Source organism: Gilvimarinus sp. F26214L (assembly GCF_054401055.1).
Window position 1 is genome coordinate 145,612 of the sequence record NZ_JBTIYG010000008.1, and the last position, 13,094, is coordinate 158,705.

At 60.6% G+C, this 13,094-nt stretch carries 13 protein-coding genes; 6 read left to right on the plus strand and 7 right to left on the minus strand.

Annotated features, from left to right (window positions below):
- Positions 1-457 precede the first annotated feature (457 nt).
- From ACURWW_RS10960 to ACURWW_RS10970, 3 genes are read left to right on the plus strand one after another with little or no spacing between them, the layout of a single operon-like run.
- Positions 458-1,603, plus strand: coding sequence for an efflux RND transporter periplasmic adaptor subunit (locus ACURWW_RS10960; RefSeq protein WP_445617223.1), 1,146 nt, complete (start codon positions 458-460; stop codon positions 1,601-1,603).
- A 42-nt stretch (positions 1,604-1,645) separates the two neighbouring features.
- Positions 1,646-4,744: an efflux RND transporter permease subunit gene (locus ACURWW_RS10965; protein WP_445617222.1), complete on the plus strand. Its 3,099-nt coding sequence runs from the start codon at positions 1,646-1,648 to the stop codon at positions 4,742-4,744.
- Positions 4,741-5,061, plus strand: coding sequence for a PG0541 family transporter-associated protein (locus ACURWW_RS10970; protein ID WP_445617221.1), 321 nt, complete (start codon positions 4,741-4,743; stop codon positions 5,059-5,061). Before ACURWW_RS10965 ends, ACURWW_RS10970 begins: the two co-directional genes overlap by 4 nt.
- A gap of 26 nt (positions 5,062-5,087) precedes the next feature.
- On the opposite strand, the gene ACURWW_RS10975 is transcribed toward ACURWW_RS10970, so the two are convergent.
- Entirely contained in the window at positions 5,088-6,011 is a 924-nt protein-coding gene (locus ACURWW_RS10975; protein WP_445617220.1) for a DUF305 domain-containing protein, read from the minus strand.
- Between the two features lie 359 nt (positions 6,012-6,370).
- Complete coding sequence (locus ACURWW_RS10980; protein WP_445617219.1) at positions 6,371-7,279, minus strand: LysR family transcriptional regulator; 909 nt, start codon at positions 7,277-7,279, stop codon at positions 6,371-6,373.
- A 114-nt stretch (positions 7,280-7,393) separates the two neighbouring features.
- On the opposite strand from ACURWW_RS10980, the gene ACURWW_RS10985 reads away from it, so the two are divergent.
- The 3 genes from ACURWW_RS10985 to ACURWW_RS10995 are packed head-to-tail and all read left to right on the plus strand — an operon-like array spanning position 7,394 to position 9,241.
- On the plus strand, positions 7,394-7,876 hold the full coding sequence (locus ACURWW_RS10985; protein WP_445617218.1) for a DoxX family protein: 483 nt from the start codon (positions 7,394-7,396) through the stop codon (positions 7,874-7,876).
- Between the two features lie 45 nt (positions 7,877-7,921).
- Positions 7,922-8,629: a pirin family protein gene (locus ACURWW_RS10990; RefSeq protein ID WP_445617217.1), complete on the plus strand. Its 708-nt coding sequence runs from the start codon at positions 7,922-7,924 to the stop codon at positions 8,627-8,629.
- Positions 8,630-8,677: 48 nt separating this feature from the next.
- The gene (locus ACURWW_RS10995) at positions 8,678-9,241 is read left to right on the plus strand and encodes an NADPH-dependent FMN reductase (RefSeq protein ID WP_445617216.1); all 564 of its coding nucleotides are present in this window, start codon (positions 8,678-8,680) and stop codon (positions 9,239-9,241) included.
- A gap of 86 nt (positions 9,242-9,327) precedes the next feature.
- On the opposite strand, the gene ACURWW_RS11000 is transcribed toward ACURWW_RS10995, so the two are convergent.
- The 5 genes from ACURWW_RS11000 to ACURWW_RS11020 all read right to left on the minus strand — a co-directional run bounded on the left by ACURWW_RS11000 (position 9,328) and on the right by ACURWW_RS11020 (position 13,015).
- Positions 9,328-9,687, minus strand: a complete 360-nt coding sequence (locus tag ACURWW_RS11000) for an energy transducer TonB (protein WP_445617215.1) — start codon at positions 9,685-9,687, stop codon at positions 9,328-9,330.
- 416 nt (positions 9,688-10,103) lie between these two features.
- A complete protein-coding gene (locus ACURWW_RS11005) occupies positions 10,104-10,517 on the minus strand; it encodes an ExbD/TolR family protein (RefSeq protein ID WP_445617214.1) in 414 nt (137 codons plus the stop codon).
- Positions 10,514-10,930 (minus strand): ExbD/TolR family protein, encoded by a 417-nt coding sequence (locus ACURWW_RS11010; RefSeq protein ID WP_445617213.1) that lies wholly within the window; start codon positions 10,928-10,930, stop codon positions 10,514-10,516. Before ACURWW_RS11010 ends, ACURWW_RS11005 begins: the two co-directional genes overlap by 4 nt.
- The gene (locus ACURWW_RS11015; protein ID WP_445617212.1) at positions 10,920-11,636 is read right to left on the minus strand and encodes a MotA/TolQ/ExbB proton channel family protein; all 717 of its coding nucleotides are present in this window, start codon (positions 11,634-11,636) and stop codon (positions 10,920-10,922) included. Before ACURWW_RS11015 ends, ACURWW_RS11010 begins: the two co-directional genes overlap by 11 nt.
- 77 nt (positions 11,637-11,713) lie before the next feature.
- Positions 11,714-13,015, minus strand: a complete 1,302-nt coding sequence (locus ACURWW_RS11020; RefSeq protein WP_445617211.1) for an alkaline phosphatase PhoX — start codon at positions 13,013-13,015, stop codon at positions 11,714-11,716.
- Between the last annotated feature and the right edge of the window lie 79 nt (positions 13,016-13,094).

Genomic DNA, 13,094 nt, shown 5'->3' on the forward strand with positions numbered 1-13,094 from the left:
CACCCGTAGGTTGGGTTAGCGAAGCGTAACCCAACACCGAGCTTCAATCTGGCACTGTGTTGGGTTACGGCCTGCGGCTAACCCAACCTACGAGGCCGGCCATACCACCTCGCGTTAACCGTCCACCCGTAGGTTGGGTTAGCGAAGCGTAACCCAACATCGAGTTTCAATCTGGCACTGAGTTGGGTTACGGCCTGCGGCCCAACCTACGGGGCCGGCCCATACCACCTCGCCTCAACCGTCCACCCGTAGGTTGGGTTAGCGCAGCGTAACCCAACATTGCGCTGCTTACCTGCCGAAGCCCATCTTCCATCTCGACCACAAGCAGCGCGAAACATCGCGACCACTCCTGGAGTCTGAGAGGTTCCGTACTCAGCAGCTCTGATTGGGACAGTTTCCTCAGCGGGATGTCTTAAGGGCGGGCCCAACGCAGGCAGAGGTAACTGGAACGCCATTAATGACGGACATTGATGAACCACGGACGAAAAGCAAACGCCGCAACATACTGCTGATTGCTGCCGCGCTCGTCGTGGCAGCGCTGGTCCTGTTCTGGATCATGGGCCAGGAGGACGAGGAGGAAGCGCCTGCCCGGCAGGCCGTCGCAGTGGAAGTCGTCGAGGTGGGCACCAGAACGCTGGAAGAAACCGTTCGCGGCATCGGTACCTTGCGCGCATTTGCAGAGGTGGAGATCAGTTCCGAGGTGGCGGGGCGTGTTCAGCGTCTGGGATTTACCGAAGGCAGCGCCGTCGACGAAGGCGATGTTCTGGTGGAACTAGACGCAGGCAAGGCGCGCAGCCAGCTTGCGGCGAACCAGGCTGCCCTGGAGTCAGCCCGCGTGCGGGTCACCAACCTGGAGCGCAGCTTTGAACGCCAGCAGCGGCTGGTGGAGCAGGCACTGGTCTCCCAGGAAGAGTTCGAGCAGGTGCGCACGGAACTGGATAGCGCCCGGGCCGAGGTGGAGCGGCTGCAGGCCGAAGTGCAACTGACCCGCGAACGCCTGCAGGACACGGTTATCCGCGCCTCTTTTGCGGGAAGCATTTCCGAACGGCTGGTGGACCCGGGCGGCTACGTTTCCCCCGGCGAAGTCATCGCTCGTTTATACAGCCTCGACCCTCTCGAAATTGCATTCTCGATCCCCGAGCGATTCGCCGCGCAGGTTTCCCTGGGCCAGCCCGTTACGGTAACCACAGCCGCCTTCCCCGATCGCAGTTTCCGCGGCGAGGTCAGTTTTGTGAACCCGGCGATTGACGAACAGACCCGCACACTCCCTATCAAGGCGCGCGTTCCCAATCCGGACAATGAGTTGAAGCCAGGCGCCTTCGCCACGGCGCTGGTGACTGTGGGTCAGCGGGAGAACCAGCCTGTTCTGCCGTCCGAGGCACTGGTGGCCACCCGCAGCGGCTACATGGTGTTTGTGGTGGAGGAGGGCCGCGCCGTATCGCGCAACGTGCAAACGGGATTGCGAAGCGGCAACGCGGTGGAAATCATGGAAGGCTTGAATCCTGGTGAACTGGTGGTGCGCAGTGGCCATATGCGCCTGGACCCGGGGATGCCCGTGGAGGTTGTCGACAGCCTGGACCGCTCCAGCGAGACGCAGGAATAAGCGCGCGAATCAGCGCGCGCTTCAGCAGACGGAATTGGATTTGTGATCTGGAACTTCTGTATCCAGCGCCCGGTATTCACCACGGTCATCTTTCTGGTTTTGGCCATTTTTGGATTCTATGGCTTGAACCAAATGCCCGTGCAGGAAAACCCGGACGTGGACTTCCCCATCGTCAGCGTCAACGTGGTGCTGCCCGGCGCTGCGCCGCGCGTCATCGAATCCGAAATCATCGAAGCCCTCGAATCCGAGGTGAACACCATCGAGGGCTTGCGCCAACTCACCTCCAGCGCACGACAGTCCGTGGGCACGGTAACCGCGGAGTTCGAATTGTGGCGGGATATCGACGTGGCGGCCCAGGACGTGCGCGACGCCGTGGAGCGGGCCCGCCAGGATCTGCCCGACGAGGCGGAGGCGCCCATCGTGCGTAAGCTGGACCTGGATGCACAGGCCATTATGTGGGTGGCGCTCACCGGGGACGAGCGCTGGACCGATGTGCGTCTGTCCGACTATGCCGAGAACGTAGTCAAGCCCCGCCTGGAAACCCTGCGCGGCGTTGGCCAGGTACAGATCGGCGGTCGCCGCTATCCCGCCGTGCGCATTCATCTGGACCCGGTGCGTCTGGCGGCGAACCGGATTGCGGTGGAAGATGTGGTGCAGACTGTACAGGCCAACAACGTAGACATCCCCTCCGGTCGCATTGAAGGCGTGACACGGGAGTTCCTGATCCAGACTCGCGGCCAGTTTTCAGAGGCCGCGCCTTTCAACGACTTGATTGTTGCCTATCGTGATGGTGCGCCCGTGCGCCTGGCCGATGTGGGCGAGGCGGTAGACGGCGTCGAAGAGGATCGGCAGGTGGCGCGCTTTACCGGCGAAATCACCGCGGGGCTTGGGATTGTGAAGCAGGCCGACGCCAACGCAGTGGCCCTGTCGGAAGTGGTTCGGGAGCGACTGCAGGAAATTGAAGACGACTTCCCGCCCGGACTGGTTTACAACATCGCGACCGACACCACCGAGTACGTGGAAGAAAACATCAATGACCTGTTCACCACCATCGGCCTCGCCACCGTGCTGGTGGTGGTCGTGGTGATGGCTTTCCTGCGCAGTGTGCGCGGCACGCTAGTGACTCTGCTTGCCATCCCCACCTCCCTCCTGATTGCCTTTGCTGTCATCAACGTGCTCGGTTTCACCATCAATGTGCTCAGTATGCTCGGCTTGATTCTGGTGATTGGGGTAGTGGTGGATGACGCAATCGTGGTTTTGGAGCGAGCGTTCTATCACCTGGAAAAAGGCGCGGAGCCGGAGCCCGCAGCGCGCGTTGGTACCACAGAAGTCGCATTTCCCGTTATGGCCAACTCCATTGCGCTCGCTGCCGTGTTTCTGCCCATTGCGTTTACGGGGGGCATGATCGGGCGCTTCTTTCTGGAGTTCGGGGTAACGGTTGTGGTTGCGGTATTCGCCTCCACCTTCGTGGCCCTGACGCTGACGCCCATGCTGTGCTCCCGGTTTCTTGGTGCGTCGCAAAAAACCGGACGGCTCGTGGAATGGTCTGAACGCCTGTTCGTGCGCACTGAAGAGCTTTATCTGCGTTTACTGAACGTGGCTTTCCGCCACCGGGGCCTGACACTATTGGTCGCTTTCGGTGCGTTCCTTCTGGGGCTACTGGCACTGGCCAACGTCTCTCAGGAATTTCAGCCCAACGAAGACCGCAGCAGCTTCATGCTGACCTTTGAAACGCCCCAGGGCGCAACGCTGGCGCAAACCAACAGTCTGGCAAAAAAAATTGAGGCCATCCTGGCGGAAACGCCGGAGGTGAGTCACCAGTTTCTCGCCATCGGGCTCGCCCAGGCCGGCCCCAGTCAGCCGAATCGCGGGCTGGCTTTCGTGAAAATGACGCCCCGGCAAGAACGGGAGCGCCACCAACAGGACGTCATGCAATCCCTGCGCGAACGCTTCGACCGCCTCACCGAAGGCCGGGTCTTCGTCAGCGAGCAGGCCGTGGGCGGCGTGGGAGGCGCGCCGGTCGAGATCGTGATTCAGCACGACAACCTCGATGAGCTGGCTCGTTTGCAGGAGATTGCAATGAACTGGATGGAGTCCCAGCCCGACTGGTATGTGGGTGTGCGCTCCGACCTGGAACTTAACAATCCTCAGGTGGACGTGGACATCGACCGGGAGCGCGCCACGGAGCTGGGTATTTCCGTGCGGGACATCTCCACCGCGCTGCGCTATCTCTACGGAGAGCCTCCCATTTCCAGTATTGAGCGCGATGCCGATCGCTACGACGTGATCACCGATGTGGCCGGTCGCGGGGAGCTGGTTCCAGGATCCTTGCGGGACCTCTATATTCGCAGCGGCTCCGGCGACCTGGTACCGTTGGAAAACCTGGTTGCCCTCACGGAAACCATCGGCCCCAGCCAGATTCAGCGATTTAATCGAATGCGTTCGGCCACCATTTCCGCCCAGTTGCCTCCGGGGGTTGCATCGGGGGATGCGGTGGCCCGGCTGGAAGCCTTCCTGAATGATGAGCTTCCGCCCAATGCTGACTATGAACTGGCGGGAACATCCCAGTTGATGGCCGAGTCGTTCTTTTACCTGGTGGTCGCGGTCGCTTTTGCAGTGGTTTTCATTTATCTGATTCTGGCCGCCCAGTTTGAGTCATTTACCTACCCTGTCATCATCATGATGGCATTGCCTCTGGCGACGGTCGGCGCCTTCGGCGCATTGTGGCTGCTCGACATGACCCTCAGCGTCATTGCCTTTATCGGCCTGATCATGCTGCTGGGCCTCGTGGTGAAAAACTCCATTCTCCTGGTGGACTTCACCAACGTACTTAAGGCCCGGGGCGCCGACACGGTTGACGCCGCCAAAACAGCGGCGCATTCCCGTTTCCGTGCCGTGTTGATGACGGCGGTGTCCACCGTACTTGGCATGTTGCCCATTGCGTTCGGCTTTGGTGCGGGCGGCGAAGCCCGCGCACCGCTCGGTACCGCGGTGGCAGGGGGGCTCGCCGGGGCTACGTTTCTGACTCTGGTGGTTATTCCGGTGACCTACAGCCTGGTCGACGATGCCGGCCGGGCAATCAAGCGTCGCGTTCGCAGGGTGGCCCGGCGTGAGGCGAACGAGGGAGGCAGCCCCCGATGATGAAATTTGTGCAGATCTCGGTGCATTTCGAGTACACGGACTTCATCGACAACCTTCTGGATAAGCACCGGGTCATCGATTACGTGCGCTACCCGATGATGGAAGGCAAGGACCAGGAAGGAAAGCACTTCGGCTCCCAGGTCTTTCCCGGAAACTTCACGGTTTATCAGGCCCAGGTGCGTGAGGACATGATTGCGGACCTGTTCGAGGCAATGGAAACATTTCGCTGCTCAAAAGCCGCACACCATCATCTGCAGGCGGTTGTGCTTCCCATCGAGCGCTGCTTGCGCCTGCCGGACACCGGCCAGCCGGAATAGGCCCATGCTGTATTCCGGAACGCGTTTCAGAGTTGCCCTTCACAGGAATACCAGCCCCGGTAGCCGACCCGCAGCCCTTCGTCGGGCAACTCAAAGTGAAGGTTGGCCGGTCGACGCAGGGTTCCCTGATCCTCTGTAAAGGTTTCCTCCGGCAGTGGCACCAGTTCTATCTGAATCCCGTCTGCGGTGAACCGGCCGCCGTTGGCCATAACCGTGTCAAAGCCAACGGCAGATTGGGTCTCGAGCCGCACAAGCCGGCCGTGCAGTTTCAGTCCGGCAGTGGTACCGCTCCCGGCTGGCGGCGGACCGACCGCAAAGACCGGATCGCCCGCTATGGTATAGGAGAAGCCGCACCGGGCCTCCCCGGCAACAAGCTGGCGGATCTCCGCGTCCACCATGGATTCGGGGTCGCTCTGGCGGATGTTGGGATTTTCAATGGCCTCCCGGGCGGCGGTTAACTCAGCAACGGGTTTGTCTTCGATGGCCGTGCCTTCACCAGTGGCCTGGTCCAGATCGGCGATCAGATACTTCATTTCCGCGATCTCGCGTTCCTGGGCCTCGATGATTTCATCGGCCAGCTTGCGTACTCGCGGGTCAGTGATCTGCGCCCGGTTGCTGGTCATGATGGCGATGGAATGGTGTGGCACCATGGCCTTCATGTATTCGGTCTGGTTTACAGTTACCTGGCTGCGCACCAGCCACAGGGCACCGGCAAAAACGATAATGCTACCCACGAAGATGGCGGCGTTGATTGCCTTGTTCTGGTACATGCTCAGCATGTAGCTCAACATGATCACCGCCATGCAGGCGCCCATGACAATGGCCATCCACAGGCGGGTTTCGCTCCACATCACGTGCTCGAAGGCGTAGGCGTTCAAATACATGAGCCCGAACATCACCACCGTCGAGGTCGCAATCATTGCCGCAAAGCGCCAGTAGGACATGTGCATCGAGGCTGCTCCTTGCCGACATTCTCGGGGTGCGCGTTGAACCGCAGCGACTCAGTAGGCTCTACGGTGCAAAGGCGAGGCCAGACCGGAGCCTGCTACTTGATGTGCGGAGCAACGATTGTTGGGTTACGCTGCGCTAACCCAACCTACCCGCCGCTGAATTTTCGTAGGTTGGCTTTAGGCCGCAGGCTGGAACCCGGCAGATCCCGACTTCGCGCGCCACCGGATGTTGGGTTACGCTGCGCTAACCCAACCTACCCGTCACTGGATTTTCGTAGGTTGGGTTAGGCCGCAGGCCGTAACCCAACAGCAAGCCGCCGTGCTTGACCTGAATTACGATCTCGATGGGGAGCGCTGCACTACTGCAGGCCGCACTCCGGGTCGACATGCATGTTCTTGAGCTGATCCACAAACCACTTGAGCGCCTTGCCGCCGCGGTTGCGAGGCCAGGCAACGGAAAGCTCCGCAGGGGGGCGGGGAGGATTCAGGGGTAAGACCCGCAGCCGTCCATCGGCCAGATGTTGTCTGATCCGATGGCGGGGAAGATATCCGACACCGAGTCCTTTGCACTGAGCTTCGATCTTGTGCTCGATGCTTGGGACCAGTAAACGACTCCGCCCGTCGAGCAGACCCGCGGAGCGCACCGGCAGATGTCGCGAGCTATCGGCGACGATGACTGTGGGGTAATCCTGAATCGCACTGGCGGCCAGCGGCATCGGAAGTTGTGTAAGCGGGTGGTCTGCCGCCACCGCAAACTCGAACTCGACCCTGCCCAGAGGCTGGAGCTCGAAGCCGGGTGACGGGGGCTTGCCTTCGGCGCCGATCACCAGGTCACAGCGGCCATCCACCAGCGCATCCCAGCTGCCGCCGAGCACCTCTTCGCTGATCCGCACTTCTGTTTTTGGCTGTATCTGCTGAAACTGCTCCACCAGCGCGTAGATCGGCTCGCAGCTCAGCACGGTGTCCACGCAGATTCGCAGTTCCACCTCCCAGCCTTCACTCGCCTGGCGGACCAGGGCGGTCAACTCGTCCGTCGCTTTCAGGATCTGCCGTCCCTGCTCGAGTATGAGGCGGCCGATGCCGGTCAGTTCGGCCTTGCGCCGGCTGCGGTCGTAAACGGCAACGCCGAGATCATCCTCGAGCTTGTTGATGGTGTAGGAAATGGCAGAGGGAACCCGATGCAGCTCCTCGGCCGCAGCGGCGAAGCTGTGGCGCCGCTCTATGGCGTCCAGGGTCCGGAGGGCCTCAAGGGTCAAAGGTGAAGTCATTGCTCAAAAATCCTGATGGTTTAGGCCAGATCATTTCGCTATTCATCGGCAATTTCTCCAATTATAGTGCCCTCAATGGTTCAAATACACTGATTTGAATGTGAGGAGGCCCTCTTGAGCAAGGCACTGATCCACCGCGTGATTTCCACGGATAACCACCTGACCGGCCTGGCGCTTCGCCTGCCGGCCGGCATCATCTTTATTGCCCACGGCGCCCAGAAGCTGTTCGGCAGCTTCGGCGGGCACGGACTGGAGGGCACCGGGCAATGGATGGCTTCCATTGGCCTGGAGCCGGGCTATCTGATGGCGCTGGCGGCGGGTAGCGCGGAGTTCTTCGGCGGTGTCGCTCTGCTGTTGGGCCTGTTGGTACGGCCCGCGGCGGTGGCATTGGCTTTCACCATGTTGGTGGCCATCGTCGCCGTTCACTTACCCCACGGCTTGTTCATGAGCAACAATGGGTATGAGTTCGGCCTCGCCTTGCTGGCGATCTCCGTCGCACTGGTTTTCAGCGGTGCGGGGAGCTTGTCTCTGGATCGCAAGTTGATGACAGTGACCGGGCAAGGCAAAAGCCGTCCTGCTGTTCAGGTTAACGCCTGACGACGATCAGCGGGGCCACTGCGCCCCGCATTCTGGAGGTGACAAGTGATTACATTACGCCGCAGCGGCGAGCGCGGCCACGCAGAGCACGGCTGGCTGGACAGCCGTCACACATTCTCATTCGCAAATTACTATGATCCGCGCTTTATGGGTGTGTCGGATTTGCGGGTGATCAACGACGACTGGGTGAGCCCGGGTGCGGGCTTTGATACCCACGCGCACCGGGATATGGAGATCATCAGCTATGTGCTGAAAGGCAGTATCGAACACAGGGATACGATGGACAACCATCGTCGGCTGAACGCGGGGGAGCTTCAGGTTATGAGCGCGGGCTCGGGGGTGCGTCACAGCGAGTACAATCCCTCGCCGGATGAGCGGTTGAACTTCTTGCAGATCTGGATACGGCCCGACCGCAACGGCGAAGAGCCCCGCTATGCTCAGAAGGATTTTTCCGACTCGCGCGGCATCACGCTGATGGTTTCCCCCGACGGTCAGGAGCGTTCGCTCCCGATACGGCAGGATGCCTATATCTACAAGGTAAGTCTCGACCAATCTTCCGCCGAGAGCGCCTCCCGGACCTTCGCCACCCGAGCTGGGCGAATGTACTACCTCCACCTTGCCCGGGGAACATTGTCCGTGAATGGTACACCGATGATCGCAGGTGACGGGGCCACGATTCGGGGCCAGAGCAGTATCAACTTCACCTCGCCCGCGTCGGCCGAAGCACTTTTGATCGACCTGCGTGTTCAGTAACGAGCGCGCCTGAATGAAACGTTTAACCAAGCAGTAGGAGAAACGACTATGAGTCTCAAGCTACAAACGATTATTTCGAGCACCCGCCCGGGCCGTGTTGGCCTGTCGGTGGGCCAGTGGTTCAACCGGTTTGCCGAGGCCCACGGCGGTTTCGAGACTCGTCTGGTAGACATCGCCGACTTCAACCTGCCCGTTTACGACGAGCCGGCGCACCCTCGTCTGCAGCAGTATGAAAACGACCATACCAAGGCCTGGTCCAGCACAGTTGCGGAGGCCGATGCCTATGTATTCGTGCTGCCGGAATACAACTATTTTGCGCCGCCCTCGCTGGTGAATGCATTGGATTATGTGTACAACGAATGGAACTACAAACCCTGCGGTTTTGTAAGCTACGGTGGAGTATCGGGCGGTATTCGTTCGACCCAGGTGGCCAAGCAGTTGGTGACGACCCTCAAGATGATGCCCATGGTTGAGGGTGTGATGGTACAGATGCCCTGGGACAGGATGGATGACAACAAGGCGTTCAAGTCCGACGAACTCATCGACGACTCGGCCACTGCCATGCTGGATGAGCTTCAGAAGTGGGGGCAGGCATTGAAGGCAATGCGCTGATCGCCCTTTGGCCGGTTGAAAAGGTCCTTCTGGAATTTTTCAACCGGCGTATGTCGGCACATGATTGGTCAGCCTTTCAAAACCTGCTAGCCGGTGCTGAGGCGGAAGTAGACAGGCAGCGTCCAGGTCATCTGCTGGTGGGGGATGTGGTCGGGTATTGGCGGCAGCGGGCTCGCGCGCTCGAGCATATCCTCCACCGCGCGATCAAGGTCGTCGTGGCCGGTGGGGCGGCGCAGCTTGTAGTCGATGATGCGTCCGTGGCGATCGAAGGTGAATGACACCATGGCCATACCCTGTTGCGCCTTTTGCCGGGCACTCAGGGGGTACTGCTTGTGCCGTTCCAGCCAGGCGCTGACTGCATCGCGATAATCCGGCGGCGCGTCCTGGATCCCGCCGCTGGCTCCCGCCTGAACGCGCTCACTGGCCCTGCCGGTTTCCCCGGCCACTTGTGTGACCTCGTGGGTTGTTTCGGGCCCGTTTTGCGGTACCGATGACGGTTCCGGCTTTTCTCGGACTTTCGCTTCGGGCTGCGGTAGCGGCTCGAGTTCGGGCTTGGGCACCGGTTTGGACTGTCGTTCCGGTTCTGGCTCCGGTTCCGGCTGGGTTTTGACGTCCGACTCGGTTGTCATTGGCGGCGGTGGTGCGTCTACTTTCGCTCCGGGATAAATTTGCGGCTTTGGAGCTTCCACCGGCTGAGGCGGCGCAGGCGGCGGGGCGAGCGCGATCGTGATGGATCCGGCACCAGCGTCTTGCGCAGCGTTATGGTGTGGCGGAGCGGGTGAGTACTGAAGCAAAGCAATGCTGTGTATCACCACTGCCAACAGCAGCGCTGTAGCCCAGTGGCGAATGCGTGGCTGAAACATCATGGTTGGTGGCGAGTCAGAAGCTGAATTTGCGCAATACCGGCTTCGTTCAGATCGGCCAGTAACGAGGTCAGTTCGTGGGCGGGCAAGGCCCGGTCCGCGCGGACTTGCAAGGCTTCTTCCGGCCGTGCGCTCAGCTCCGCAACAAGTGCTTCCCGGTCGATTTCCTTTCCCTTCCAGGCCAGTTGGCCATGCGCGCCGAGGGCGAGGTAAAGGGGTTCGCTGTCCCGGCTGCCGGCGTGGCTGCTCGCCGGTGGTTCAACGGCAAAGGGCGGCTCTTGCACTAAGGTGCCGGCCACCATGAAGAAAATCAGTAGCAGAAACACCACATTGATCAGCGGCAGCACGTTGTCTTCCGCATCCCTTCTTCTCCTGATAGGCGCCGGAATCGATTGCTCATGCATGATGCTCATTCTCCGCTGGTCCCCGAGGTTGTGCCGGACTCACCCAGAGCGAGCGCGGCGATTCCCTCGGCGCTGAGTTGATCGAAGATGCTTACCACCGATCCCAGTTGCACACCGGGGTCCGCGCGCAAAATCACTGATGAAATGGTGCTTTCCTGTATCTCCTGTTTCAATTTTTTCGCAAGTGGTTGTAGCGTCCAGTCTCTACCCTGGTATCGGATCGCACCATTATCCGCCACGCTGATTTCTGCCGCCGAAGGGGCATCGGCGTTGGCAACTTCGCTGCCGGTGGCAAGCTCCAGCCCGCGCCAATTCACCAGACTGGAGGCGAGCATGAAGAACAGGAGCAGATTAAAGACCACGTCGATCAAAGGCGTGAGTCCGACCCGGCGACGCTGCCGCGGAACAATATCAAACTGCATTGACGGTACCGAGGGTGAGCGCGTTGTTGTAATCGCCCCCTTCGGTCGAGGGTGCCGCTCCTGTTTCGTTCTCTGACCGGAAAGCCCGCGCGGTAAAAACGCGCGTCAACACGTCTTGCATGTCCTCCTGGAGCGTATCCACTTTGCGCTCCAGAAAATTCAGAATGGCGATGGCCGGAATGGCTACCGCCAGCCCCACGGCCGTAGTGAGCAGGGCCTCCCAGATTCCCCCGGAGAGGACCGAAGGATCCACCTGACTTCCGGCAGCTTCCATGGCCGCGAAAGCTGCAATCATCCCCACCACGGTGCCGAACAGGCCAAGCAGGGGGGCGAGGTTTCCGATCACTTCCAGCGGACGAAGATGGCGACGGAGAATGTTCAGGTCTCGCGCCGCCTTGCGGCTTGCCTCTGCCCGCAGAGTGGCTTCAGCAATGCCCGCAACGGAACCTTCCATGACGGTGCGCATGCAGGTGGCGATCGGGTTTCGCGACTGGCGCAGACTCTCCAGCGCGCGATGGTGGTCCCCCGCCTGCCAGAAGGCGAGGCTGGTCTCTGTGAACTTGCGATCACCCAGGTGAACAGCGCGGAACTGCCACAATTTCAGACCGGTCAGTGCAAGGGCGTAAACCGACATGGCGATCAGAACTGCAACGACCGGACCGCCCAACTCGATCAAATCTAATAACTCTTGGGGTTCAAAGCTCATGTTTTACCTCGTTGGCGGTTGGCGCCGGGGCAAACAACCGCAGATGATTGGTCCGGTTTTGCGGAGCGGGCCACTGCTCAGACGTCCACGAAAAACGGGCCGCGGAGTTCGTAGATTCGACCATCCGTATGATCTCCGGTGTAGCCCTTCTGCGAGCTGAAATACAAACGTGTGCCATCGGGACTGAACGCCGGACCACAGATTTCCGAACCCCGTTGACCAATTACATTGACTAACTCAAAGGGCTTTACCTCGGGCCCGACAACGACCAGACGCATCTCAGCACCATCTTCTGCCACCAGGATGTCGCCCCCGGCCGACACGGTCAGGTTGTCCACATCGTCAATCCCGGGGTTGAAGGCTTGGTGTGTCTGTTTGTCGTAGACCAGATCCAGCGTGCTTGCGAGAGTGTCCAGAGCCCACACGCGGTTGTCGCCCTTGGTGGTGAAGTACACGAAGCCTTCGTGATACCAGCAACCTTCTCCGCCGTTGAACACCTCGGCTTCGGCGACCTGTTTTCGCGTAGGTAACTCCAGGCGGGATTGCTCCCCGTTCAGGCGCGGCATCGGATTCGGCACCGGCACCCAGCGGACGGCTCGTGTTTCGGCCGGAACATTGCCTTCAACCACCGCCACCTCAAGCCGCCCCCGGCTAAGGTCTGCCCGTCCATTGCGAGGGTAGTGGGCCGGAACGAAACGGTAGAAGTTGCCATCCGGGGTATCTTCGGTGAGATAGATGGCGCCACCGACCGGGTCAACGGCCGCCGCCTCGTGCTTGAAAACGCCCAGCGCCGGAAGCGGGACAGCCAGCCGGCTTCCGTCCGGGTAACACTCATAAACAAGACCTTCGTCGATCTCCTCACAGGTCAACCAGGTGCCCCAGGGGGTGGGGCCGCCTGCGCAGTTGTTTGTTGTGCCGCTGCAAACGGCGAAAGCATCAATCACCTCGCCTGCGGCATTGAAGCGCAGCGCGCCGACTCCTCCCTGGCGCCAGGCGTTGATTTCGGAATTGGAGACATAGACCCACCCGCCGTCGTCCATTGGGAAGGTCGCTCCCCCGTCGGGCATGCCGTGCCAGATGTAATCGGACCCGGGGAAGGGCCGCTGTCCAGTCCGGGCGACTTCGCGTACCCGAAATCCTTCGGGAATCCGCATTCTGGTCGCCGAATCATTGTCCACCGCTACTTCCACCAGTGTCCCGGACAACCGGGGAATGTTGCTGACCCGCTTCTTCAAGGTCAGCGGCCGGGCAGCGCGCGGCGAACCTTGGCCTTGACCAGCCCAGAGACCGGGGCCAATGGCCAGCACACCCGATGCAACCAAACCCTGCTGTAAAAATCTTCGACGGCCCGTGTTTATCCTGCCGTTTTCTTCGGCCATTGAGAGTACCCCTAATTCCAGGCGCAGTTCCGGTAGCTGCTGCGCGGGAGTGAACTGTCCGGACCCACAGTATCCCCAC

Excerpts from the sequence above, each read along its gene's own strand:
- ACURWW_RS11020 (WP_445617211.1), bottom strand. The coding sequence starts at position 13,015 with ATGGCCGAAGAAAACGGCAGGATAAACACGGGCCGTCGAAGATTTTTA.
- ACURWW_RS11005 (WP_445617214.1), bottom strand. The coding sequence starts at position 10,517 with ATGAGCATCATGCATGAGCAATCGATTCCGGCGCCTATCAGGAGAAGA.
- ACURWW_RS10995 (WP_445617216.1), top strand. The coding sequence starts at position 8,678 with ATGAGTCTCAAGCTACAAACGATTATTTCGAGCACCCGCCCGGGCCGT.
- ACURWW_RS11010 (WP_445617213.1), bottom strand. The coding sequence starts at position 10,930 with ATGCAGTTTGATATTGTTCCGCGGCAGCGTCGCCGGGTCGGACTCACG.
- ACURWW_RS10975 (WP_445617220.1), bottom strand. The coding sequence starts at position 6,011 with ATGCACATGTCCTACTGGCGCTTTGCGGCAATGATTGCGACCTCGACG.
- ACURWW_RS10960 (WP_445617223.1), top strand. The coding sequence starts at position 458 with ATGACGGACATTGATGAACCACGGACGAAAAGCAAACGCCGCAACATA.
- ACURWW_RS10970 (WP_445617221.1), top strand. The coding sequence starts at position 4,741 with ATGATGAAATTTGTGCAGATCTCGGTGCATTTCGAGTACACGGACTTC.
- ACURWW_RS11015 (WP_445617212.1), bottom strand. The coding sequence starts at position 11,636 with ATGAGCTTTGAACCCCAAGAGTTATTAGATTTGATCGAGTTGGGCGGT.
- ACURWW_RS10980 (WP_445617219.1), bottom strand. The coding sequence starts at position 7,279 with ATGACTTCACCTTTGACCCTTGAGGCCCTCCGGACCCTGGACGCCATA.